Here is a 23,558-nt window from a genome sequence, read left to right as displayed (position 1 = left end):
CCAAGGTGTCGTGCGCGCCGCCCGCCTTCCAGCGAGATCGCCTAAACGAGCGTTGAGGCGAACGATCGCGCCGCGTCCTCGAACGTATCGAGGCTCGCCGTCTGACCTTGCGCCACGTCGGGCTTGCCGCCGCCGCGCCCGCCCGAAGCTTCGAGCAGCGCTTGCAACGTCTTGCCCGCGTGGACGTCCTGGCGGGTGCTCGCCACGCCGCAACGCCCTTCGGGCGAGAGGACGATGCCGACAGCGCTCGGCTCATCCAAGAAGGCTTTGAGAACGTGAACGACGAGCGCCACGTCGGGCACGCGCACGAAACGCGCGTGCCCGAGACGCTCGGAACCCGCCGCGAGCGTCTCGCCCCAACTGGAGCGCGCCCGCTCCAGTTCCTGCTTTGTGCTCGCCGCGTCTTGCAGCGTCGCCTCGAAGCGCTCGACGAGCTTCTCGACGGGCACGCTGAGCTTCTGCGCGACACTCTTCGCGTCTTGGTACACGCGACCGAGGTACTCCGTCGCCTCGTCGCCCGCCATGAACGACACGCGCGTCAAACCGCCCTTGACGCGCTCCAATCCCAGCACGACGATCGGCGAGGCGAACGCGGTCGACTTCAAGTGCGTGCCGCCGCACGCGCTCATCTCCCACCACCCGCCGTCGGCGTCTCGTACGCCAACCAGGCGCACGAGCCCGCTGACTTTCGGCGGACGGCGCAGCGGAAAGGCAGACAGTTCCCCGGACGGCACTTCGAACGCCTCGACTCGCCAGTCTTTCGCCGCCACCTCCCGCAAGATCGCTTCGGCGGCGCGTGCATCCTCGAACGTGGGATCACCTCGCAAGTCGATCGTGCAGGTGGGCGAGCGCATCGACACCGCCTCGACGCGAAAAGCGTCGTTGACGCGCAAGAAGGCTTGCGCGAGAAGGTGCTCGCCCGTGTGGCGTTGCATGTGGCGGTAACGAACGGGCCAATCGAGCTCGCCCGTCACGACGTTCCCGGCGCTCGGCACGATACCCTCCACGGTGTGCCACACGACCTCGCCGTCCTTCCGAACGTCCACGACCCGAGCCTCGCCGCTCACGCTACGAAGAACGCCCTCGTCGGCGCTTTGCCCACCTGCCTCGGGGTAGAAGAGGGTACGGTCGAGAAGCACGTCGTGGCCGCGCACCTCGGTCACGGTCGCTTCGAACATCGTCGCGTAGGGATCTCGTCGGAAAAGCAGTTCGGTCACGCTACAAGTATGACAGCGCCCAATCCGTGCGGCCCCGCGCTTCGCCGAGGCGCGCGAGCGCCACGCCGCCCGGCGCTTCGTCGCGCAACCACGAAAAGCCTTTCGCGCGCGCCTCGAACTCGGCGAGGGAAAGCTTGGCAGGCTCGTCGATCACTCTTGTCACGATTCCGTTCGCGACTTCGTACCGCGCGCCGTACACGAAGTCCTTGCGCGCGTCGAGGGACACGGCGACGGGCCCTTCGCCCTTCGCCGCGATGGCTTCGAGGGTGCTCACCCCCTTGACGGTCACGCCGCGCGCGCGCGCCACGCCGAGCGCGTAGCTCGCGCCGACGCGCACGCCGGTGTACGAGCCCGGTCCCGTCCCGATCACGACGAGATCGAGGTCGCGTCGAAGGAAGTCCTCGGCGATGGCGGGTAATCGCTCGGCGTGCGCGCGCTCCACGCGCTCGACCCGCTCGTCGGCGACGCTTTGCCCGACGAGCCCGACGACGAGGAACGGCGTCGCCGTCTCGATCGACAGGATCATCCGCGCGGCACGCCTTTCACCCCGAGGATCTTCTCGATCTTCGCTTGCCAGCCTTCGGGATACACGGGAATGAACTCCTGTCCGTACACCGCCCACAACCTCTCGAAGTCGTGGTAGTCGACGTACACGTTCGGCCCGTAGATGGGATCCGCCATCCAGAAAACGCCTTGCTTGTCGTCGTAACCTCGCACGACGCGGAAGTGAGGAATGCCGCCCACCCGGTCGAGCCATTGCAGGACGATCACCGGGATGCCCTGCGCGACCAGCAGGCGAATGTGCTCGATCTCGCCGCGCTTGAAGCGCGTGGCGCGCAGGCCATACGGCTTGAGGAACGGATCGATCACGTCCGCCGTCATGTAGCCGCCTCTTGGCCGCAAAACGCGCGCGAGCTCGCTTTGGTCCGCCTTGAGGCCGTAGTAACCGAGCACGCTCACGATCGAGGCTGGACCGCAGTTGTTGTACGTCTGATGCACGAAGGCGAGGTCGGGCAGATAGGCGCTCGCGGGCCGGGCAAAGGCCGCGCTCGCCGACAACAAGCAGATGAACAAAAGGTGGGAAAAGCGCGAAAGCACGCCTTAACATACCTCACGCCGCTTCGGGAATCTGTTACATTCCCGAATTCTCCCATTGATGTCGAGGTGACGCGAATCTTGAGCACTGCCTTTAGCCCGCCTTCATATATCGACACTACAACGCGTCGTCATGTCGCGCCTCACGCCTCACGCTTCCAATCCTCGATCCTTACGCCTCACCAGGTCGCCTCGAAGCGGCGCCGCCCTGATCCTCACCGTTTTGATGCTGGCCTTGCTGCTCGCTGGCATGGTCGTCGTCACCTTCGCGCTCACCCTCACGACCCGAGTCAGCGCCGCCGACGGACACGACGCGGTCGCCGCCCAACTCGCCGCCGAATCCGGTCTCGCGCATGCACGCGCCCACCTCGCCGACCTTCGACGCGTCCTCGACACCGTCCGTATCTCCGACGAAGATGCCGCGCCGCGACTCGACGCCCTCGTGTCGCGCTTCTGCGGCGAACATCCTTGGCGGGACACCGCCGACGGCGCGCGTTGCAACGCCAGCGAGCAGGCGAGCGACGGGGCGCTCGACGTCTTCACGGCGCTTGCCCCCGCGACGGCCTATCCCGACGGCGAGGACGCGGCGGCGTTCTGGCGCGACGTGCTGTTCGGACGCGAACGCGACGTCGTTCTGGACGCCGACTCGAGCCTCGTTCGTCACGCCCGCTGGAATGTCGTGCTGCGACCCTCGGCTGCCGAACGCACGAGCGACGCGACGTACCGCTTGCATCTTCGTCTCGTCACCCTCGAAGGAGTCGGAACCGTCGAGCGTGACGGTCAAGTCGTCGCTCGTCGTCACGTGCGCGTCGACACGACCGACGACCTCGTCGTGACGATCGCCCGACGCTCCCTACACCGCTTCGCCGTGTTGCGCGACGCGCCGTCCACCACGAACGAAGCCAATTCCTTTCGAGCGGGCGATCACTTCGTCGGGCCAGTCCATTCCAACGCCGCACCCGTGTTCGAGATGACTCCGACCGCCTTCGCACGGTTCGACGGAACGTTCTCCACGGCGAGTTCGTCCGCTAACGTGACGGGAGACGTCGGATGCGCTTCGCTTCTCGCGTGCCCGAAGATGTTCGCGTCCACGCCGACCTTCGACGCGCCCACGGTCGTGTTTCCGACGCCCGGCGACGTCCTGAACGACGTCACGACCGCCTCGTCGACGTCGGGCGCGCGACTGTCGGAGAGCGGCTTGACCATCGAGGGGAACGTGGACCGCCTCGTCCTCTCCGTGCGCGACGGTCGTCAAATCGTCGACGTCACGCAAGGCGGCGGCACGACGTCCTTGCGGGCGCGAGAAGACGGACTGTGGGACGTGTGGCGCGGCGAGAACTTCGCCGAGTCGGGTGTGGCCTTTTCGGGCGTCGTCCTCGTCCGGGGAGACGTCCGTGACATGCGCGGAGACGGCTCGAACGCTCCGGACGTTTCGAACTCGGCGAGGATCTCGATCGTGGCCCTCGGGGGAATCGGCGTGGGTGACGACGTCACGTTCTCGCAAGATCCTCGCGTCACGCCTTCTGCGATCAACAGCCTCGGTCTCGTCGCGCTCGGCGGCGACCTCTCGATTCTGCCGAGCCGATCGAGCGACCTCTCGTTGCACGCCAACGTTGCGGTGCTCGCCGACGGACGAGGGCTCGCCACACCGTCGTGCGCGTCGATCGCCGCATGCCCCGCGGTCGCGGCCCCGACCCTGCACTTGCTGGGCAGCGTCGCCGAGCGTGCACCTCGACCTCTCGCCGTACGGCTCGACGTCATCCACGACGACCGCACGCCGCCCCCCGCTTTTCCGCGCGAAGCTCGTTGGACGGTCGACACGTCCACGTTCGCCGTGCCGGGCACCTGGAGGCAAGTTCCGTGAGGCAAGGACGCGATTCGGCGGGCTTCACGCTGCTCGAAGCGCTCGTCGTGTGCGCGATCCTGGGCGTGGTGCTCGGTGTCGGCTTCTTCGTTGCCACGAGGGCCGTGCGTCAAGGTGCCGTGCGAGAAGCCGCCTTCCTCGTCGCGTCCGATTTGCGCGCCGCTCGCTTCGAGGCAGTGCGCTCGTCGCTCGTCCAAGTCTTCTCGTGGCCGTCAGAAGCGCGAGAAACGGTCGGTTACACGATGGCGAGCGGCAATCGGTCGCTTTCACGTGTCCTACCTTCTGGGACGCGGCTGGTGTGCGTCACCTGCCCCGTCGGACGAGTAATCGTCACGTACACCCCGCCGTACGCGGAACTGGCGGCGGCGATCGGGGTGGTGCTGCGCGTGGAGGGCGTACCGGGAACACGGCCTCTGCTCGTCAAAATCGTCGGGATCACCGGAAAGGTGATGGTGACGGGCGATGAGTGACGCGCCTCGGCACCGCCCGCCGACGTCGCGCGAGACGGCCTTCACCCTCGTGGAAGTCCTCGTCGCCCTTGCGCTGCTCGCGCTCGTGCTGACCGTGGTCGCGCCTCTGTCGGGCCTGTTCGGGATGGCGCGCGCCAGTGAAACGTCGCTCACCCTCGACGCGCGCCTGTTCGAAGCGTCCGAGCGCGTACGCGCGGCGTGGAGGAACCCTGCCAACTACGCGGGGCGCTGCGGGGTCACCGTGGATGCGAACGTCCGCGTGACGGCGTCGGCGCTCGACGGTTCGAGCGGCCCGACGCCTGCCTCGACTTGCTCGACGTTTCAACTTCATCCGCCCGCCTTGCTGCGCGTTCGCGTGGCGCTCGGAGAAACGATCCTCGTGTTCGATGTGGCGAGGCCGGAGGGCCGATGAAGTCGAGGGGGTTCACCTTGCTGGAGATGCTGTTCGCCCTCGGCCTCGCCGCGACGCTGGGCTTGGTGCTGATCGGCGTGTTGCAAACGTCGGCGAGGGCGAGCGCAGACCTGTCCGCTCGCGCGGAACTCGTCTCGGAAGCGTCGCTCGCGTCGGCCGTCGTGACCGCCCGAATTCGCGAGGCCGTTCACGTGTATCCGACCGGCTCGACCTTACGCTTGTCCGTCAGCGGCTTCACGTCCCGTCGACCGACAGGCGGGCAGACGTGGACGGTGGGCACCGACCCCATCCTCGCGTTGATCTTGCCGCCGAGGGACGCCTCGGTCGACTGCCATCCCGCCTATCGCTCGGAGGGCTGCTACGCCTTCTACGCCTACTACCCGGTCAAGCGCTCCGTCCTCACGGCGAACGCCGCGCTCGGCAACAACCCGGGGGCCGACGCCACGAACGACGGGACGGCGTGGGTGCTCATGGAATACCGCTCGTACTACCCGAGTCCTCCCGACTTCACGGCCGTTCCCGTGAGCTTTCAGCCAACCGGCGTCGGCTTGATCGTGTGCGACTTTCTCGATTCGAGCGTGTCGCCGTTCGCACGCACGGGGGACGGCGTCGAGGTGACGATCGCGCTCGCGCGGCGCGTTTCGGGTAAGGTCGTGCGCGTCACGCCGCTTCGCACGAGCGCCTTTCCTCGAAACGTCGCGCGGTGAAGCTTTCGTCCCGAGATCCGTGTTAGCATGAAGTCCCGAAGGCCGAGCGTCTTCGGTTTTTTCTTTTGTGCTGTCTTTTTTTGACGCCATTCGATCGTCGGGCGCGAGCTCGCGAAAAGCAGGGGGACTTGAACATGAAGTACATCTTCGTCACGGGCGGCGTGGTGTCGAGCCTTGGCAAGGGCGTCGCGACCGCCTCGCTCGGCGCGCTGCTGAGAGCCCGCGGTTACAAGGTCACGGCCGTGAAGATCGATCCGTACATCAACATCGACGCGGGCACAATGCGTCCGTACGAGCACGGCGAGGTGTTCGTGACGGCGTCGGGCGCCGAGACGGACCTCGACATCGGCAACTACGAGCGGTTTCTCGACCTCGACGTGCCCGAAGGCAGCAACATCACGACAGGTCAGGTCTACTTGGAAGTCATTCGCAAGGAGCGTGCGGGCGATTACCTCAGCCAAACCGTGCAGGTCATTCCGCACATCACCGACGAGATCAAGCGCCGTATTCGCGTGGCAGGGGAGAAGGCGGGCGCGGAGATCGTGATCGTCGAAGTCGGCGGGACCGTCGGCGACATCGAGAGCTTGCCGTTCCTGGAGGCGATTCGCCAACTGCGCTTCGACGAGGGCGAGGAGAACACCCTCTACCTGCACCTCACCCTCGTGCCGTACCTTCCGACGTCGCACGAGTTCAAGACGAAGCCGACGCAGCACTCGGTGGCGAGCTTGCGCGCCGTCGGGATCTCGCCCGACATCGTGATGGTCCGCTCGGCGAAGAGGCTGCCCGACGACATCACGCGCAAAATCGCGATGTTCACGTCCGTACGGCCCGGCAACGTCTTCACGTCGTACGATGTGCCGCACGTCTACGAGGTGCCGCTCGCCCTCGAGGAGCAGGGGCTCGGCAAGGTCGTGGAGGCGCATCTCGCCCTCGAGCCGATCTTGCCGAACCTCGGCGTGTGGCAGGAAGCGGCGCGCATCATCAAGACGCCGCCGCGTGAGGTGACGATCGCCATCGCCGGGAAGTACACGGCGATGCCCGACGCGTACCTGAGCTTGCTGGAAGCCTTAACGCACGCGGGCATCGCGAACGGAGCGCGCGTCAACGTGAAGTGGGTGAACGCCGAGGAACTCGCCAACGAATCGGACCCCGGCGATCTAGAGCGCCACTTCGCTGATACGGACGGCGTGCTCGTACCCGGCGGCTTCGGGATTCGCGGCATCGAGGGCAAGATTCGCGCGGCTTCGTACGCCCGCGACACCAAGTTGCCGTACCTCGGAATCTGCCTCGGCATGCAGATCGCCGTGATCGAATTCGCGAGATCCATCGGCTTGGAGCGGGCGAACTCGTCGGAGTTCGATCCGTACTCTCCGCACAAAGTCATCGACCTCATGCCCGAGCAACTCGAAGTGGCGGGCCTCGGAGGCACGATGCGTCTCGGAGACTGGCCCATGCAATTGCGCGGCGGCACCAAACTCGCCGAGTTGTACGGCGTGCCGAGCGGCGGCACGGTGATGGAACGCCACCGCCACCGTTACGAAGTCAATCCCGCGTACGTCGAGAAGGTACAGGCGGCGGGCCTCGTCGTTTCGGGCGTCACGCCTGGCATGGCGGGCCGCGGAGCGGGGCTCGTCGAAGCGATCGAACTGCCCGACCACCCGTTCTTCGTGGGCTTGCAGAGTCACCCGGAATTCAAGAGCCGCCCGATGCGTCCCAGTGCGCCCTTCGTGGGGTTCATCCGCGCCGCGCTGGCGCATCGCCGCGAAGAGCGTCAGCTCGACGCGCCCATCGCCGTGAGCGCCGCGTCGAGCTGACGCTCGAGCGAGGCGAGGTCGCCGTCGTTGACCAGCACGCAGCTGGCGCGGCGGCGCTTCTCTTCGGCGGGCATCTGTGCCGCGTCCCGAGCCAGGACCGCTTCCCGCGAAAGGCCGTCGCGCGCCATCACCCGCGCGACGCGCGCTTCGAGGGGCGCGTCCACGACGATGATGGCGTCCATGCGCGCGTCGAGTCCGCCTTCGAAGAGCAAGGGCACGTCTTGCACGACCCACGAAGTGCCCGCTTCGCGCTCGCGCCGCTCCATCTCCGCTCGTACGCGCGGATGGACGATCGCGTTGAGCGCGGCCCGCTGCTCGGGCTGCGAAAAGACGAGGCTCGACAGCAAGGGGCGATTGAGGTCGCCTTCGTGAACGTACTGCGGGCCGAACGCGCTTGCTACCTCGGCGAGCACCTCGTGAGAGCGAGACACTTCCCGCGCGATCTCGTCCGCGTCGAGCACCGTGAAACCTCGAGCGCGCAGAAGCCGCGCGACGGTGCTTTTCCCGGCGCCGATGCTGCCTGTGAGCCCCAATCGCCTCGTCATCATGTTCATTATGACCCGCGCGTCCTGTGAACCGACAACTCTGAAGTCAGCTTTCTCAGATCGTGTTCACTCTCTCATTGCGCGCGATTTATATCATTGCCGGGATGAAATGGGCAAGAAGACAGCGCTCTTGCGACACATGTCGCAGCGATGCTAGCCTTGATCCCATTGGAGGTTTCCCAGTGAAGCGTGCTTTCCCGCTCGGCCTGCACGGGTTGAGAGCTGGTGTCGTCCTGCTCGGCCTGAGCTCGTCAGCTCTTGCCCAGTCGACTTCGACGCCCACCACTCCGCCTACGACTCCCGCTCCCTCGGCGCCCTCCACTCCCGCCGCGCCCCGCACGACCCAACCGAGCACGACGCCCTCGACGCGCCCCGTGTTCAGTTGCGGCAGCTATATCGTGCTCGGCAATTCGTACTACTCCGACCAGAAGTACGACTCCGCGTACGTCGCCTTCAAGGCGGCGTCCGAGTGCAATGCCCGTTCTTCCGACGCGCTGCTCGGCCTCGGCCGCACGCAAACGCGTCTGCGTCTGTACTCAGCCGCGATCGAGACGCTGCGCAAACTCATGCAGCAGGACGCGCGCAACATCAGCGCGTACATCGCCCTCGCGCAAGCGTACACGGCGCAGTACGTCTCCACGACCGATCGCGACTCTGTCAAGGATAACCTCGATCAGGCGCTGAAGATCCTGACGGACGCCCAAACGATCCTGCCGTCCTCTGCCGCCGTTTGGAACGAGCGCAGCAACGTCTTCGCGCTGCGCGGCGACTACACGCGCGCCATCGACGCCGCGAAGCAGGCCGTGGCCCTCGCGCCCAACAACGCCACGGTGCTCTACAACCTCGGCGACCTCTACTACGCCACGAATCAGCTGCCGCTCGCCGTCTCGACACTTCAAAAAGCCGTGATCGCCGAGCCTCAAAACGTCATGGCAAGGGCGTACTACGGCAAGCTCTTGATGGTGACGAATCAAATGGAGGCCGCACGCCTCGAACTCGCCCAAGCGCTGCGCCTCGCGCCGCAAAACGCGTACGTGCTCGGCCAAAACGGTATCCTCGCGTACCTCAACAAGGACGCGGCGAGCGCCAAGACGCAACTCGACGCGGCCCTCAACCTCGCGCCGACGCGCTACCCCGAGTTCTACTACTACCGCGGTCGTCTCGCGCTCGACGGCAGCCAGCTCAAGGACGCCCGCACGGACCTCACGAAGGCCGCCGCGCTGGCCCTCACGAACCCCGAGTACTTCTTCTGGCTCGGGCGGGCCAACGAAGCGAGCGGTGACAAGGTCGCGGCCCGCGAAGCGTACGGCGAAGCCGTGCGCCTCAACCCCGGCTACCAAGAAGCGCAGGCGGCGCTCACCCGCGTCCGCTGACCGCTCCTGAAGTCGAGCGCCCCGAGTCAATCTCGGGGCGCTCTTTTCGTGACCTCGGGAGGCGTGCTACACTTCTTCTTTGGGTGCGCTCTCGCTCCCGCTGGCCGCGCTCGAGCGTCGCGGCGAGCATCCGTTCGTGCGAGGGTCGCCACATCTCGTTTCAACGCTCAGGAGGCTCCATGTCTTACATCGGAATGAAGCAATTGCTGGAAGCGGGCGTGCACTTCGGGCACGAAACGAAGCGCTGGAACCCCAAGTTCAAGCGCTTCATCTTCGCCGAACGCAACGGCATTTTCATCATCGACCTGCAAAAGACCCTCAAGCAGATCGACCGCAGCTTCGACTACATCAAGGCGACGGCCGAGCGCGGCGGCATCATTCTCTTCGTCGGCACCAAAAAGCAGGCGCAAGAAATCGTGGAACTCGAAGCGCGCCGCTCGGGCATGCCCTTCGTCACGCAGCGTTGGCTCGGCGGGATGCTCACGAACTTCCGCACGATTCGCACGCGCATCGAGCGCCTCAACGAGCTCGACGACATGTTCGAGTCGGGCCGCATCAACGAGCGCCCCAAGGCCGAGCGAATCGTCCTCGGCGCCGAGCGTGAACGCCTGCTGCGCTACGTCGGCGGCATCCGCAAGATGACGCGCCTTCCGGACGCGATCTTCGTCGTGGACCCCACGAAGGAAGTCATCGCCGTTCAGGAAGCGCAGAAGCTCGGCATTCCCGTGATCGCCCTCGCTGACACGGACTCCGACCCCGACGTCATCGACTACATCGTGCCCGGAAACGACGACGCGATTCGCTCGATCCAGCTCATCACGCACCGCATCGGCGACATCATCGTCGAAGCGCGCGGCGGCGCCGAAGACGTGTCGAGCGTGCCTCTTTCCGAAGAGGTCGCCCAACTCGACGCGCTGCAAGAAGAGATTGCGGCGGACGCCGGGACGCACGAAGCGCAACTCACGACGAACGACGGCGTCGGCGGCGAAATTAGCCAGAAGAGCCGCGCGTCCGACCAAGACTACTAAGCCCTCACCTCATCCCGGTCGAGGCGCCCTGACAGCGTCCGGCCGGGATGTTTTCCAGGAGGTCTCCTTATGATGGAATCGATCAAGAAGCTGCGTGAAATGACGGGCGCGGGCATGATGGACGTCAAGAAGGCGCTCGCCGACGCGGGCGGCGACGAAGACAAGGCCGTGGCGTTGCTGCGCGAGCGCGGCATCGTGAAGGCCGCCAAGAAGGCCGACCGTGAAGCCAAGGAAGGCCTCATCGTCGTGAAGTTGTCCGACGACGCCAAGAAGGGCGCGATCGTCGAAGTCAATTCGGAAACGGACTTCGTGGCGCGCAACGCCGACTTCCAAGCGCTCGTGCAAGGCTTCGCGGCGTCGCTGCTGCAAAGCGGCGCCTCGGACGTCGAAGCCTTCAAGGCCACGTCCGGTCAAGGCGGCGAGACCGTCGCGAACGAACTCGCGGCGGCAGCCGGCAAGATCGGCGAGAACCTCGTGCTCAACCGCACCGCTTTCATCGATACGGACGGCGTCGTGAGTGGCTACGTGCACTCCAACGGCAAGATCGGCGTGCTCGTCGAACTCGAAGGCGGCTCGGCCGAGCTTGCCAAGGACGTCGCGTTGCACATCGCCGCCGAGCGTCCGCGTTACCTGACGCGTGACGAAGTGAACTCGGGCGACATCGAGAAGGAACGCGAGATCCTCACGAACAAGGCCATCAACGAAGGCAAGCCGCAAAACATCGTGGAACGCATCGTTGAAGGTCAACTCGGCAAGTTCTACGAAGAGAACGTGCTCTTGGAGCAGAAGTTCGTGAAGGACAACTCCGTCACGGTCGGCAAGATGCTCGGAGGCGCGAAGGTGCGCCGCTTCGTGCGCTTCGAAGTCGGAGCTTGAACGAATCGAAAGAAGAGCGGCTGTGAAGCCGCTCTTCTTCTGAGTCCGCTCGGCTTCGACGTCCGAAGTGACGTCTCGCCTTCTCGCCGAAAAGGTTTACGTGCCATGTACAAACGAGTCCTTCTCAAGCTCTCCGGCGAGTTCCTTTCGAACGAGTCGGGTTTCGGCATCTCGCCTGACGCCACGATGAGCCTCGCCCACGAGCTCAAGGCTGCCAAAGAAGCGAGCGGCGTCGAACTCGCCATCGTGATCGGCGGCGGCAACTTTTGGCGTGGCGTCCGCAACGGCGCCCGCATGGATCCCGCGACCGCCGACTACATCGGCATGCTCGGCACGGTCATGAACGCCATGGCGTTGCAAGACGCCTTGGAGCGCGCCGGATGCGACACGCGCGTCATGAGCGCCATTCAAATGCAGGCCGTCGCCGAGCCTTACATTCGCCGCCGCGCTATGCGCCACTTGGAAAAGGGACGCTTGGTCGTCTTCGGGGGTGGCAACGGCATTCCGTTCTTCTCCACGGACACGACGGCCACCCTGCGCGCGATGGAGATTGGCGCGGAGGTCGTGCTGTACGCGAAGAACAAAGTGGACGGCGTGTACAGCGACGATCCGCAAAAGAATCCGCAGGCCGAGCGCTTCGATACCTTGACGCACCGCGACGTCATCGACAAGAACCTCGCCGTGATGGACATGACGGCGATCACGCTGTGCATGGAAAAGAACTTGCCGCTCGTGGTGTTCGACATCTTCGAGCGCGGCAACTTGCAGCGTCTGTTGGCGGGCGAACGCGTCGGGACGCTCATCCACTCCGGCCCCGCCCCGACCGCGTCCTGAGGGGCGCCGACGTGTCCCGCCATCCGGGAGGCGTAGAATACGCCTCGACGATATTCGCTCTGGAGGTCACGCCATGACGATGAAACCAATTTTCAGCGATACCCGCAGCCGAATGCAAAAAGCCATCGAAGCGCTCGAGGGTCACCTCAGCGTGTTGCGCACGGGACGCGCCAACCCTGGCATCCTCAAGAAGATTCAAGTCGATTACTACGGCTCCTCGACGCCCATTGACGGGGTCGCGTCCATCACGACGCCTGACGCGCGCACGCTCGTCATCCAACCGTGGGACCGAAACGCCCTCAGCGCGATCGAGCGGGCCATTCGCGACTCGGACCTGGGCCTCAATCCGAACAACAAGGGTGACTCGATCTTCATTTCGCTGCCCGTCCTTACCGAGGAACGCCGCAAGGAACTCGTGAAGACGGCGCGCAACTACGCTGAGGAAGGCAAGATCGCCGTGCGAAACGTGCGCAAGAGCGCGCTCGAAGAAATCAAAAAGCACGCGAAGGAAGTCAGCGAGGACGAAGTCAAGCGTGCCGAGCAAGAAGTTCAGAAGATCACGGACGAGTTCGTGAAGAAGGTGGACGACGTGCTCGCACGCAAGGAGCAGGACATCCTCGGGTAAGCGTGGCGGACGCTCCTCACGATTCGATCCGGACGACTTGGCGTCGTCCGGAGTCGAACTTTGGCTGCGCACCGTCGCTTCCGACGCGAAAGGCGGATGCGTGGAAACCCTGAGAACGCGCGTCCTCACATCCGTCGTCGGCTTCGTCGTGATCATGCTCGTCTTGTGGGCGGGCGTAGGCGTGATGCTGCCCATGCTGCTGCTGCTGAGCACGGTCGCGCTGCGCGAGTACGTTGCGATGTGCGAACACAACGACCTCGACGTGCGGCGCAAGTCGCTGTACGTGGCGGGCGCCGCCATCATCCTCGCGTCGTATCCGCTTGGAGCGGAAGCGGCCCTCTCGCCGATCTCTTGGCGCGAAGTCGTGCTGGCCTTCGCCTTCGGCTTCTTCCTCATCATCGAAGTCGTCTCGCCCGGCGAGCGTCCGCTCGAACGCATCGTGTACAGCATGTTCGGCTTGCTGTACATTCCCTGGCTGCTGGGCTACTTCCTGCTGCTGCGCGCCACGCCCAACCACGACAAAGGCTTCGTGTGGCTGTTCTTACCGCTCATTGCCACCTTCGCGACGGACGTCGGCGGCTTCTTCTTCGGGCAGTTCTTCGGGCGACGCAAGCTCGCGCCGGAAGTCTCGCCCGCCAAGACGGTCGAAGGCGCCATCGGCGGGCTCGCGCTCAGCTTCGTCATCGTCTTCGCCGTGACGCGCGCCGTGTCGACAACGTGGTACGACCTCAGCGTCTGGGACGCTCTCTTGTTCTCGCTGCTGGTGTCGAGCGCGTCGCAACTCGGCGACCTCGTCGAAAGCCTGCTCAAAAGGGCATTGAAAGCCAAGGACTCCGGCAGCTTCCTGCCAGGGCACGGCGGCATGCTGGACCGCTTGGACTCGCTGCTGTTCGCCGTGCCGATCACGTACTTGTTTCTGTCGGTCGTGGGGTTCGGATGAGGCGACGGTTCATGCGTGGTTGCGTTCGTAGGATTCGCTCTTTCTCCGCTCACGAGCATGCGGCACAGTGACGATGATGCGTCTTTGTGTCCTCGGCTCCACCGGCTCTATCGGTACCCAGACCCTCGATGTCGCGCGTGAGCGAGGCGACGAGATCGTCGCGCTCGCCGCTGGAAGCAACCTCGATCTGCTCGAACTGCAAGTACGCGAATTCCGTCCTCGCGTCGTCAGCGTTTCCGACGCGCTTCTCTCGGAAGCGCGCCGACGTCTGCCGAGCCATCGCGTCGTTTCCGACGCGTGCGAAGTCGCCGCCGCGGAGTCGGACGTCGTCGTCGGCGCCATTCCCGGTCTCGCGGGGCTCGCTCCGACGCGCGCCGCGCTCGAAGCGGGCCGGGCAGTCGCCCTCGCGAACAAGGAAGCCATGGTCGTCGCTTCGCACCTCATCTGGGAAGCGGCCGCGTCGGGCGGCGGCCGCATCTCGCCAGTGGACTCCGAGCACAGCGGTTTGTACCAAACGCTCGTGGGCGAGAACCTCGAAGAAGTCGACACGTTGATCCTCACCGCGTCCGGAGGCCCCTTCCGCACGGCGCCGACGGACCTCGCCGACGTCACGCCCCAGCAGGCGCTCAAGCATCCGACGTGGAACATGGGCCGCAAGATCACCATCGACTCGAGCACCTTGATGAACAAGGGACTCGAGGTGCTGGAAGCGGCCGCCCTGTACGGCTTGCCGTTGCCTCGAATTCGAGTGCTCGTTCATCCTCAAAGCGTTGTGCACGCCCTCGTGCGTTTCGTGGACGGCAACTTCAAGGCGCACCTCGGACCTCCCGACATGCGTCTCCCGATCGCTTACGGCCTCTCCAGCGCCTCGAACGGCATGACGCGGGCGGGCGACGTGCGAGGCGGACCGCGCCTCGCGCGTTCGGCGCCTTCGTACAGCCTCACGGGGACGCTCGAGTTCTTCGAGCCCGACTTCGACCGCTTTCCCATGCTGAGCTTGGCGTACCGTGCGGGCGAACTCGGCGGCGTGGCGCCCGCCGTCCTCAACGCGGCCGACGAGATCGCCGTGGACGCCTTCCTCGGCGGCAAGATCGGCTACCTGGACATGGCCCGCCTTATCGAGCGGGTGCTGAACGAGACGTCGACGCAGCCGCTCACGTGGGACGCGATCGACGAGGCGGACGCGTGGGCTCGTGTTCGCGCCCTCGAACTCGTCGCCGACTTCACCCGAGTCGCAGGAGGGCGCGCGTGAATATCCTCGTCGCCATCGCTTTATGGCTACTCATCATCGTCGTCGCGACCGCTTGGCACGAACTCGGCCACTACTGGGCCGCGCGGGCGCAAGGCGTCGCGGTGAAGTCCTTTTCGGTCGGGATGGGACCCATCATTTACCGAAAAATGATTCGCGGCACCGAGTGGCGCGTTTCGGCCCTTCCGATCGGGGGGTACGTCGAAATCGACGGCATGGCACCCGACGCGGATCGCGACGGCAAGTTGCGCGCGCCCACGCGCGGGTTCGCGAAGCTCGGCGCCCTCGGAAAGATCGTCATTTTGTTGATGGGCCCGATCTTCAACTTGCTGCTCGCCCTGCCGCTTCTGGCAGGGTACTACACGACCCAAGGCGTCACGACGCCGCTCACGGACCGCGCGAGCATCGGAAGCGTCACCCCGAACTCGCTCGCTCAGCGCGTCGGCGTCGAAGCGGGAGACGTCATCGTCGCCATCGATGGGCGCGACATCCCCGACTTCTACATCGTCGACGGCAAGCGCCGAGAAGGCTACCGTCAAGTGCAAGACGCCCTCGCTTTGCCGGGCCGCAAGTCCTTCTCGCTGGAACGAGACGGGCGCACGCGCGACGTCACCTTCGATTGGAATCCCAAGGACGACAAGGGAGAGCGCCGCCGCTTCGGCATCAGCTACGGCCCGGCCATCCTCACGCGTCAAGTCGCCTTCCTGCCCGCCCTCGGCGAGGCGGTCAAGACGATGGTGACGGGCGTGCCGCTCGTGCTGCAAGCGTTCGGCAACCTCGTCGGCAACCTCGTGACGCTCAACACCAACCCCTCGGCGGACAGCGGCGTGTCGGGCCCTGTTCGTACGGTCGAGACGGTCGGGCAAGCGGCGCAACTCGGCGCGTGGAGCGTTCTCGGCATCGCGGCGCTCATCAACCTCTCTCTCGCGCTGTTCAACCTCATTCCCATTCCGGGCCTCGACGGTGGGCGGATCCTGCTCGTCCTCGTGCAATCCGTGCTGCGCCGACCGCTGAGCTTCGAGCAGGAGAACTTCATCAACTTCCTCGGCTTCGCGTTCGTGCTCGTGTTGATGGTGTTCGTGGTGTTCAGCGACGTGGCCCGCTTCTTCTAAGCGCGACTTTTGCGATACCGTGAGGAACGTATGAGCGAGGCGACTCCTTCACAACCGAGCGCGTACGGCGTCGCCGTGATCATTCCCGCGTTCAACGAGGAATCCACGATCGTCGACGTCGTTCGACCCGCCCTCGCCTTCACACGCGAAGTCGTCGTCGTCTCGGACGGCTCCACCGACGGCACGGCGCGCGTCGCTCGTGAAGCGGGCGCCATCGTCGTGGAGCTTCACTCGAACGGCGGAAAAGGCCCTGCCCTCTACGCGGGACTTTTGGCGACGAACGCCGACATCGTCATCCTGCTCGACGCGGACCTCGTCGGCTTGACTCCCGAGCACCTGCACACCCTGCTCGCGCCCGTCGCCAACGGCGAGCTCGACATGGCGATCGGAGTGTTCAACGACGGCGGCTTCATGACGGACTTCGGCAACCGCATGACCAAACACCTCAGCGGACAGCGGGCCGTGCGTCGAGAATGGTTGTTGGGCGTGCCGCGCCTCGCGTCCGAACGCTGGCCCGAACCCGCCATCACCTACGCCCTCAAGAACGACCGCGTGAAGTGGGGCTACGTGGAACTCCACAAGCTCAAGCAGGTCATGAAGGAAGAAAAGCGCGGCTTGTGGCAAGGATTGAAGTACCGCACGAAGATGTACAAGGACCTTCTGACCTTTCGCAAGCGCCGCAAAGAACGTTGCTCGAACCAAGAAGCGCACGAGTGAGTCGGCGGCTTACCTTGTCAAGTCGACGACGCTGCCGTTGCCGCTCATGTAGCGCACGGTTCCCACGCCGGGCACGAAGTAGCTGTACGTCGTGCTGCTCGCGCCCGACGCGGTCTTGACGTCGTTTCGAATGACCAGGGCGTTGAAACGGCCTGCCGACGTCGTCACGGGCTCCGTCCCCATCACGCGACTGGCCAGGGTGATGCCCGCAGCGCTGCTCGACCACGTTTGTCCCGGGGACAGGGGACTGCCCGGGTAGATCGTGAGGGGCGTGTCGTACCACGTCAAGCGCCCGTTTTGGCGCGTGCCGCGCAGAAACACGGCGTTGCCGCGAAACTCCAACAAGTCCTCCGAGACGAGCTTGCCGCTCACGGTGTGCTGAAGCGGCGTGATCTTGACGCCACGAAGCGTGGAGGATTGCAACAACTTTTGAACTTCCCCGTTCGACAGCTTCCACGTCGTTCCGGGAGCGCTCGGGAAGTACGAACTCGCGAGCGCGGATGTGGACAGCGCGACGACGGCGGACAACAGGAAACGCATCAAGACCAGATTAACGTCTGAGTCGCTGGGGAAGCGTTCGTATTCTCACACGCCTGCTCGCACGTCGCTGCTCACTCCTCGTCCTTGCCGAGCTCCGAGCCGCGCTTCGTCGCGGCGACCACGGCTTCGATGACGGCCGAGCGAAACGCGCCCGCCTCCAAAGCTTGCAAGCCCGCGATGGTCGTGCCGCCGGGACTGGCGACTTCGTCACGCAGCATGGCGGGATGCGCCCGGGCGAGGAGCAGTTCGCCCGTGGCGATCAACACCTTGGCGGCGAGTTCTTGCGCGACGGGTCGAGCGAGTCCCATGCGCACGCCACCGTCGGCGAGCGCCTCGGCGAACACCGCGGCGTACGCGGGCCCCGAGGCGCTCATGCCCGTGAACGTGTTGAAGAGGTGCTCGGACAGCTCGTACACGTCCCCGACCGCGCCGAACAGCGAGCGCGCGAAGTCCAAGTCGCCGTGATCGAACGCCTCCTTGGGTCCCGTCAAGGCCGTTTGAGCGCGCCCGATCGTCGCCGCGAGGTTCGGCATGGCGCGCACGACGCGCTTCGTGCCGAGGCGCCGCGAGAGGGTCGCGAGGCTCACGCCCGCCATCGTCGAGATGTAGCCGACGTTGGGCTGCGCCACGCTTTCCACGAGGCTCGGGAAGGTGCGGGGTTGCACGCTCAGCACGATTCGGCTCGCTTCGCGCAACTGAGCGGAAGTAAGAACGCGCGCGCCGAAGCGATCGGCGAGTTGCTGCGCCCGCGCGACGTTCGCGTCCAGAAGGCCGATGTCCCTCGGGTCGATCACGCCGCGCTTCGTGAGGCCCTCCAAAAGGGCGAGCCCGAGTTTCCCGACGCCGACGATCGCGAGTTTCATGCGCGTGATTATAAAGACTTCAAGACGCGCGGCGATCCTGTCGAGAGGGAGTGCACTAGACTACCCCTCATGTGGGTGTTCGTACTCAAACGAGAAAACGCGTCGCACGAGGCGGACCTCGACGTGCTGTGGGACTTCGGCGCGACGGGCTTGGAGGAAGGCGAGCGGGAAGTGCGCGCCTACTTCGAGCGGCGGGTCGACCTGCCCCTGATCGGCGAGTGGCAGCAAGCCGAGGAGCGCGATTGGCAAGCGGAGTGGAAAGCGAGCCTTCGACCCGTGGAAGCGGGCCGAATCACGATCGTGCCGCCTTGGCTGCGAGGCGAAGTGCCCGAGGGACGGCTTGCCCTCGTCATCGACATCGGGATGGCCTTCGGCACGGGCCACCACGAGACGACTCGGATGGCGGTCGAGGAGCTCGGACGAACGGACCTCGCCGGGAAGCGCGTGCTGGACGTCGGAACGGGCTCGGGCGTGCTGGCGATCGCGGCGATGCGCCTCGGCGCGTCCGAAGCGCTCGGAGTGGACCTCGATCCCGTCACGATTCCGGCGGCGCGCGAAAACGCCCGCGCGAACGGCCTCGATCCGGACGGCTTGACGCTGCGCTTCGTGGAAGGCACCCTCTCCGACGTGCGCGCCGCGCCGTTCGACGTGATCGTCGCGAACTTGTACGCGGAATTGCACGACATGCTGATGAACCAGTACCGAGACGTCATCGTCGCGAGCGGCTCCTTGCTGCTGACGGGCATCCTGACGTCGAAACTCGACGTCGTGCTCGCCGCCTTGGCGCGCCAAGGTTTCTCACACGTCGACACGCGCACGGACGGCGACTGGGCCCTCGTCGCCGCGCGAGCGTGACCGTGCACCGCGTTCGCGTCGACGCCCTCGACGGCGAGGTGACGCTCGGACACCGTGAAGTACGCCACCTGCGCGTGCTGCGGCTAACCGAAGGCGACGAGGTGCGCGTCTTCGACGGCAAAGGGAGGGAAGCGCTCGCGGTGATTCGCCAACTCGACGATGCCCGCGCCATCCTGGCCTTGCTCGAAACGGTGGACGCCGCGCCCGAGACGCCGACGCCGATCACGCTCGCCGTGGCCCTGCTCAAGGGCGACAAGCTTTCGGACGTCGTGCGGGCCAGCACGGAACTCGGCGTCACGTCGATCCAACTGCTCTCGACGCGTTTCGCCGACGTGCCCGACATCAGCGCGGCAAAATTGGAACGGCTGCGGCGCGTGGCCGCCGAGGCGAGCAAGCAATCGCGCCGCGCCGTCGTGCCCGACGTGCTCTCTCCGATCAAACTCGCCGACTTGCCGCTCACCACCCAAGGGTACGTGGCGCATCCCGGCAGCAGCGACCGACTCGCCGACCTGTTGACGTGGACGGCGTCCGTCACCCTCGTCAGCGGTCCCGAAGGCGGATTCCACGACGACGAGATCGACTTGCTCTTGACGCGCGGCTACCGTGCCGTCACGCTCGGAAAGCGCATCCTGCGCGCCGAGACCGCCCCACTCGCCCTGCTCGGCGCCATCGTCGCCACCGGAGTGTGATTTCGTGAGGAACATCGTGCTGCTCTTGCCCTTGGCGCTCCTGCTGGGAAGCTGCCGTTACACGTCATTTCCGCTCGTGCCGCCCGTCTTGCAAGGCGACGTGCCCGCGCGCCTCTCGGCGGCTTCCTTGCAGCGTGTTGGCGACGCGCTGGAGTTGCGGCTTGTCCTCGACGCCCGCTCGGGAAGCGGGTTCTTCGACGTCGCGTGGTTCGATGGCGACGCGTTGCTGGCGCGCGACCGCACGTACGTCGACGCGAGCGACCCGAACGCCGTCTTTCGCCTCTCCGCGACGCCCGGCGGCGAATTCCGCGCCCTCGTGAGCTTCGAGGGCACGCTGCTGAGGCAGTTCGAACTCACGGAGGCCGCTCCTTGAAGCAACCGGCCGACTTTCCGCACCGCGCGCTCGGCGTCGTGGAGTGGCGCGCGGGTGAGACGCGCCGCTTCGTGTATCGAGACGGCGGCGTCAAGTTTCTGCGAGACGAGCCGTGGACGGCTCCCGTCGACTACGGCTGCTTGCCCGGAACGCTCAATCCCGCCGACGACGCGGAAGTCGACTGCGTGTGGCTCGGAACGACGCACGAAGTGGGGGAGACGACGTTGCTCGCCCCGACCGGCTTGCTGTGGCTGGCGGACCTCGACCACAAAGTCGTCTTCGGGGACGTGAGGGGCGCGGCGCCCCTGCTCGCGTGGTTCCCGCCCGCGCGCGGCGCTCGCCTCTTGCCGCCTCGGTCCGCCCTCGCTTGGATGACGACGCTCACGAGGTGAGGGCGTGCTCACCGTCCGCTCCGCCTCCAGCGCCGACTTCCCGGCCCTCGCCGCCCTCCTGACGGCCGAGAAGTTCGGAGACACGACCACGACCGACGACTTGCGGCGCGAGGAAGCCCTGCGAGCACCAAGCGATTTCTTCAGGCGCCTCGTGCTCGACGATGACGGTCGCCTCCTCGGGACGGCCGAGGCCGGATTCGACCCGATGAGCCACCGTCCCGGCAAGTTCAAGGTGAACGTGCGCGTGCATCCCGCCGAGCAGGGCCGAGGCTTCGGACGCGCGCTCTACGAGGCCCTCCTGACCGAACTGCTGCCATTGCATCCCGAGGAACTGCACGTCGACGTCCGGGCGACGCACGGTCGAGCGGTGCGCTTCGCGCGCGACCGTGGCTTCTTGGAGATGTGGCGGCGCCTCGACTCGGTCCTCGACACGCCCTCGTTCGACTTCGCGCGCTTCGAGGGACTCGAGGCGCGCGTGAGGAATGCGGGCGTCGAAGTCGTTTCCCTCGCAGATCTGGCGAAGGTGCCCAATGTCGAGCGCCGACTGTACGACCTCAACACGTCCTTGTGGCACGACGTGCCGTACCCGGAACCTCTCGGAACGTGGACGTTCGAGCAGTTTCAGGCGGAAACTCTGAAGGCTCCCTCCTTCGATCCGCGGGCTTGCCTCGTCGCCGTCAAGGATGACGACCTCGTCGGGTACTCGCTGCTGCTACGAAGTGGCGAACGCTTGCAGACGGACATGACGGGCGTGCGGCGCGACTTGCGCGGACGGAACGTCGCCACCTTGCTGAAAGTGCGCGGCGTCCGCTACGCACGAGACGTGGACGTGTCCGAGATTCGCACGACGAACGACACGACGAACGTGCCGATGCTGGCCCTCAACGCGAAGCTCGGCTTTCGTCCCCTGGGATCCACGATTCGCTTCGTGCGCTCCTATCGTTGATGTGCCGACCTCCGATTCTCGTACGCTGAGGCATGACCACGACGATTCTCGACGACCTTCGCGCGGCTCTCGGCGCGAAGGTCGCGACTTCGGCCGCCGACCTCGCCGCGCACGGGCACGACGAAGGCTACCCCGGCACGTACGCGCCCGACGCCGTCGTGTACGCCGAAAGCGAGGCGGACGTTCTCGCCGTTCTCGCCTTCGCGCGGACGCACGGCGTGTCCGTCACACCCTTCGCCGCCGGCTCGAGCCTCGAAGGCTCGGCGATTTGCGTTCGAGGCGGCGTGAGCCTCGACGTCACGCGGATGAACCGCGTGTTGTCCATCGAACCCGACGATTTCCTCGCCGTCGTGGAGCCGGGCGTCACGCACCGTGAGCTGTCGCGCCTCGCGCGTCGCCACGGCTTGTTCTTCAGCGTCGATCCCGGCGCCGACGCCAGCCTCGGCGGCATGGCGGCCACGGGCGCGAGCGGCACGACGAGCGTGCGCTACGGCACCATGAAGCACAACGTTCTCGAGGCGCGCGTCGCCCTGCTCGACGGACGGATGCTGGACCTCGGAACGCGCGCGCGCAAGTCGAGCGCGGGCTACGACCTGCTGCCGCTCTTCGTCGGCTCCGAGGGCACGCTCGGTGTGTTCACGCGCCTCACCGTGCGCCTCCACCCACTTCCGCCGAGCGCCGCGAGCGTTCGCGTCATCTTCCCCGACGTGCGCCGAGCGGTCGATGCCACGACCGCCTTGCTCGGGGCGGGCGTGGCGCCGCAACGCCTTGAACTCGTGGACGCCGAGACGGTGAAGGCCGTCAACGCTTACCAGGGCCGCGACGACCCAGAGGTTCCCACCCTTTGGATTGAGGTCGTCGGCCGCGACGACGCGGACGTGAAGGCGTCGCTGGACGTCGTCGAGGACGTGTGCGCCGAATCGGGCGGCAACGTCGTCGGGCGGGCCCTCAAGGAAAGCGAGCGGGCCGCTCTTTGGACCGTTCGCCACCACGCCTACTACGCCTTGCGGGCCGCCGCTCCCGGACACGACGTGCGGATCGGCGACGTCTGTGTGCCGATATCCGCCTTGCCGAACTTGGTGGACGAAGCGCGCCGACTTCTCGACGAGCATGCCTTGCACGCCCCGATGCTCGGGCACGTCGGAGACGGCAACCTTCACCTGCTCTTCCACGCGGCGCCGAGCGACGACGACGCCTGGGCGCGCATCGACGCCGTGAGCGACGCGCTCGCCCGTCACGCCATCGCTTCGGGCGGAACGTGCACGGGCGAGCACGGCGTCGGAATTCGCAAGCGCAAGTACCTGCGCGCCGAGCACGGCGACGCCCTCGACGTGATGCGCGACCTCAAGCGCCTGTTCGACCCGCACGAACTGCTGAATCCCGGCAAGATCTTCGAGTGACCGCGAAGATGAAAAGGCCCCTCGCTCACGAGCGAGGGGCTCGAGACACTGGAGGTGTTACAGCACCTTCGGCAATTCCACGAGGTACTGCACGGCCACGCGCGGATCGCCTTGCTTGAAGCCGCTGACGTAGCCGCAGACCGTGCCGCCCGCGCGCTCCACGAGCTTCGCGAGCGCTTCTTGCGTGCCGCCCGATACGACGACGTCCGTCAGAATCACGACTTGCTGTCCTTTGAGGCGCGTCGCGTGACGCGAGTCGAGCCAAAGCGTCTCGTTCACGCCGAGGGTCATGCTCGGCACTTCTTGAATGAGAGGTTGACGCATGTACGTGCGGCGCTTCTTGCGCACGATGACGTACGGAAGCTTCTTGCGCTCCGAGACCGCGTGCGCGAGGGGAATGCTGGACGTACTGACCGACAGCAGCACTTGCGCGTTTTCGGGCAAGAGCGGCACGAGAGCGTCCGCGACGGCGTTCGTGAACTCGAAGTCGCCAAGGAGTTCCACGAGCGGTACCCTTCCCATCTCGCCGACTTGAATGCTGGGCAGTTCGCGCGTCACGCCGTTCACGGTGACGCTGTACGTCGTCGAATTCGTCATGAGCGCAGTCTACCCACAACGAACG

Annotated in this window: 27 protein-coding genes; 20 read left to right on the top strand and 7 right to left on the bottom strand. The window is 65.8% G+C overall.

What is annotated here, in order from left to right; genetic code table 11:
* Window positions 1-41 precede the first annotated feature (41 nt).
* From DES52_RS07710 to DES52_RS07700, 3 genes are read right to left on the bottom strand one after another with little or no spacing between them, the layout of a single operon-like run.
* The gene (locus tag DES52_RS07710) at window positions 42-1,217 is read right to left on the bottom strand and encodes an alanyl-tRNA editing protein (protein WP_245900805.1); all 1,176 of its coding nucleotides are present in this window, start codon (window positions 1,215-1,217) and stop codon (window positions 42-44) included.
* 1 nt (window position 1,218) lies between these two features.
* Window positions 1,219-1,743, bottom strand: coding sequence for a tRNA (adenosine(37)-N6)-threonylcarbamoyltransferase complex dimerization subunit type 1 TsaB (gene tsaB / locus DES52_RS07705; protein ID WP_110886227.1), 525 nt, complete (start codon window positions 1,741-1,743; stop codon window positions 1,219-1,221).
* Window positions 1,740-2,315 (bottom strand): C39 family peptidase, encoded by a 576-nt coding sequence (locus DES52_RS07700; RefSeq protein ID WP_110886226.1) that lies wholly within the window; start codon window positions 2,313-2,315, stop codon window positions 1,740-1,742. The genes tsaB and DES52_RS07700 overlap by 4 nt, the downstream gene beginning before the upstream one ends.
* A gap of 130 nt (window positions 2,316-2,445) precedes the next feature.
* On the opposite strand from DES52_RS07700, the gene DES52_RS22855 reads away from it, so the two are divergent.
* The 5 genes from DES52_RS22855 to DES52_RS07680 all read left to right on the top strand — a co-directional run bounded on the left by DES52_RS22855 (window position 2,446) and on the right by DES52_RS07680 (window position 7,579).
* A complete protein-coding gene (locus DES52_RS22855) occupies window positions 2,446-4,176 on the top strand; it encodes a hypothetical protein (RefSeq protein WP_170130942.1) in 1,731 nt (576 codons plus the stop codon).
* Window positions 4,173-4,646, top strand: a complete 474-nt coding sequence (locus DES52_RS07695; protein ID WP_170130941.1) for a pilus assembly FimT family protein — start codon at window positions 4,173-4,175, stop codon at window positions 4,644-4,646. The genes DES52_RS22855 and DES52_RS07695 overlap by 4 nt, the downstream gene beginning before the upstream one ends.
* Window positions 4,639-5,058 (top strand): prepilin-type N-terminal cleavage/methylation domain-containing protein, encoded by a 420-nt coding sequence (locus DES52_RS07690; protein ID WP_110886224.1) that lies wholly within the window; start codon window positions 4,639-4,641, stop codon window positions 5,056-5,058. The genes DES52_RS07695 and DES52_RS07690 overlap by 8 nt, the downstream gene beginning before the upstream one ends.
* Window positions 5,055-5,765, top strand: a complete 711-nt coding sequence (locus tag DES52_RS07685) for a PulJ/GspJ family protein (RefSeq protein ID WP_110886223.1) — start codon at window positions 5,055-5,057, stop codon at window positions 5,763-5,765. The genes DES52_RS07690 and DES52_RS07685 overlap by 4 nt, the downstream gene beginning before the upstream one ends.
* Before the next feature lie 134 nt (window positions 5,766-5,899).
* Window positions 5,900-7,579, top strand: a complete 1,680-nt coding sequence (locus tag DES52_RS07680; RefSeq protein ID WP_110886222.1) for a CTP synthase — start codon at window positions 5,900-5,902, stop codon at window positions 7,577-7,579.
* Here DES52_RS07680 and coaE read toward each other — a convergent pair.
* On the bottom strand, window positions 7,537-8,127 hold the full coding sequence (gene coaE, locus DES52_RS07675) for a dephospho-CoA kinase (protein ID WP_110886408.1): 591 nt from the start codon (window positions 8,125-8,127) through the stop codon (window positions 7,537-7,539). The two genes, DES52_RS07680 and coaE, sit on opposite strands and share 43 nt — an antisense overlap.
* A gap of 179 nt (window positions 8,128-8,306) precedes the next feature.
* On the opposite strand from coaE, the gene DES52_RS07670 reads away from it, so the two are divergent.
* From DES52_RS07670 to DES52_RS07630, 9 genes are all read left to right on the top strand, one after another.
* Window positions 8,307-9,497, top strand: a complete 1,191-nt coding sequence (locus DES52_RS07670) for a tetratricopeptide repeat protein (protein ID WP_245900803.1) — start codon at window positions 8,307-8,309, stop codon at window positions 9,495-9,497.
* Window positions 9,498-9,676: 179 nt separating this feature from the next.
* Entirely contained in the window at window positions 9,677-10,525 is an 849-nt protein-coding gene (rpsB, locus tag DES52_RS07665) for a 30S ribosomal protein S2 (RefSeq protein WP_110886221.1), read from the top strand.
* Between the two features lie 69 nt (window positions 10,526-10,594).
* A complete protein-coding gene (gene tsf / locus DES52_RS07660) occupies window positions 10,595-11,401 on the top strand; it encodes a translation elongation factor Ts (RefSeq protein WP_110886220.1) in 807 nt (268 codons plus the stop codon).
* 105 nt (window positions 11,402-11,506) lie between these two features.
* Window positions 11,507-12,235, top strand: a complete 729-nt coding sequence (pyrH, locus tag DES52_RS07655; protein ID WP_110886219.1) for a UMP kinase — start codon at window positions 11,507-11,509, stop codon at window positions 12,233-12,235.
* A gap of 73 nt (window positions 12,236-12,308) precedes the next feature.
* Window positions 12,309-12,860, top strand: a complete 552-nt coding sequence (gene frr / locus DES52_RS07650; RefSeq protein WP_110886218.1) for a ribosome recycling factor — start codon at window positions 12,309-12,311, stop codon at window positions 12,858-12,860.
* A 100-nt stretch (window positions 12,861-12,960) separates the two neighbouring features.
* Entirely contained in the window at window positions 12,961-13,800 is an 840-nt protein-coding gene (locus tag DES52_RS07645; protein ID WP_110886406.1) for a phosphatidate cytidylyltransferase, read from the top strand.
* A gap of 76 nt (window positions 13,801-13,876) precedes the next feature.
* Window positions 13,877-15,052, top strand: coding sequence for a 1-deoxy-D-xylulose-5-phosphate reductoisomerase (dxr, locus tag DES52_RS07640; RefSeq protein WP_110886405.1), 1,176 nt, complete (start codon window positions 13,877-13,879; stop codon window positions 15,050-15,052).
* Entirely contained in the window at window positions 15,049-16,161 is a 1,113-nt protein-coding gene (locus DES52_RS07635) for a M50 family metallopeptidase (protein ID WP_110886217.1), read from the top strand. Before dxr ends, DES52_RS07635 begins: the two co-directional genes overlap by 4 nt.
* A 30-nt stretch (window positions 16,162-16,191) precedes the next feature.
* Entirely contained in the window at window positions 16,192-16,878 is a 687-nt protein-coding gene (locus DES52_RS07630) for a glycosyltransferase family 2 protein (protein ID WP_110886216.1), read from the top strand.
* Between the two features lie 9 nt (window positions 16,879-16,887).
* On the opposite strand, the gene DES52_RS07625 is transcribed toward DES52_RS07630, so the two are convergent.
* Both DES52_RS07625 and proC read right to left on the bottom strand, forming a co-directional pair.
* On the bottom strand, window positions 16,888-17,418 hold the full coding sequence (locus DES52_RS07625; protein WP_110886404.1) for a TapB family protein: 531 nt from the start codon (window positions 17,416-17,418) through the stop codon (window positions 16,888-16,890).
* Window positions 17,419-17,489: 71 nt separating this feature from the next.
* Window positions 17,490-18,281 (bottom strand): pyrroline-5-carboxylate reductase, encoded by a 792-nt coding sequence (proC, locus tag DES52_RS07620; RefSeq protein WP_110886215.1) that lies wholly within the window; start codon window positions 18,279-18,281, stop codon window positions 17,490-17,492.
* Window positions 18,282-18,350: 69 nt separating this feature from the next.
* Here proC and DES52_RS07615 point away from each other — a divergent pair, with 69 nt between their 5' ends.
* Genes DES52_RS07615 through DES52_RS07590 form a run of 6 tightly spaced genes read left to right on the top strand, consistent with a single transcriptional unit; the run spans window position 18,351 to window position 22,936 of the window.
* The gene (locus DES52_RS07615) at window positions 18,351-19,136 is read left to right on the top strand and encodes a 50S ribosomal protein L11 methyltransferase (protein WP_110886214.1); all 786 of its coding nucleotides are present in this window, start codon (window positions 18,351-18,353) and stop codon (window positions 19,134-19,136) included.
* 2 nt (window positions 19,137-19,138) lie between these two features.
* Window positions 19,139-19,825, top strand: coding sequence for a 16S rRNA (uracil(1498)-N(3))-methyltransferase (locus DES52_RS07610; protein ID WP_110886403.1), 687 nt, complete (start codon window positions 19,139-19,141; stop codon window positions 19,823-19,825).
* A 16-nt stretch (window positions 19,826-19,841) separates the two neighbouring features.
* A complete protein-coding gene (locus tag DES52_RS07605; RefSeq protein ID WP_110886213.1) occupies window positions 19,842-20,198 on the top strand; it encodes a hypothetical protein in 357 nt (118 codons plus the stop codon).
* Entirely contained in the window at window positions 20,195-20,590 is a 396-nt protein-coding gene (locus tag DES52_RS07600) for an inorganic pyrophosphatase (RefSeq protein ID WP_110886212.1), read from the top strand. Before DES52_RS07605 ends, DES52_RS07600 begins: the two co-directional genes overlap by 4 nt.
* Before the next feature lie 4 nt (window positions 20,591-20,594).
* Complete coding sequence (locus DES52_RS07595; RefSeq protein WP_110886211.1) at window positions 20,595-21,536, top strand: GNAT family N-acetyltransferase; 942 nt, start codon at window positions 20,595-20,597, stop codon at window positions 21,534-21,536.
* A 32-nt stretch (window positions 21,537-21,568) separates the two neighbouring features.
* On the top strand, window positions 21,569-22,936 hold the full coding sequence (locus tag DES52_RS07590) for an FAD-binding oxidoreductase (protein ID WP_211317878.1): 1,368 nt from the start codon (window positions 21,569-21,571) through the stop codon (window positions 22,934-22,936).
* Between the two features lie 57 nt (window positions 22,937-22,993).
* On the opposite strand, the gene DES52_RS07585 is transcribed toward DES52_RS07590, so the two are convergent.
* Window positions 22,994-23,533 (bottom strand): phosphoribosyltransferase family protein, encoded by a 540-nt coding sequence (locus DES52_RS07585; RefSeq protein WP_110886210.1) that lies wholly within the window; start codon window positions 23,531-23,533, stop codon window positions 22,994-22,996.
* Between the last annotated feature and the right edge of the window lie 25 nt (window positions 23,534-23,558).

It is taken from the genome of Deinococcus yavapaiensis KR-236 (assembly GCF_003217515.1).
In the GTDB taxonomy this organism is placed as follows: domain Bacteria; phylum Deinococcota; class Deinococci; order Deinococcales; family Deinococcaceae; genus Deinococcus_A; species Deinococcus_A yavapaiensis.
The sequence above is the reverse complement of the archived record's forward strand: the minus strand, read 5'-3'. Positions and strand labels throughout refer to the sequence as shown.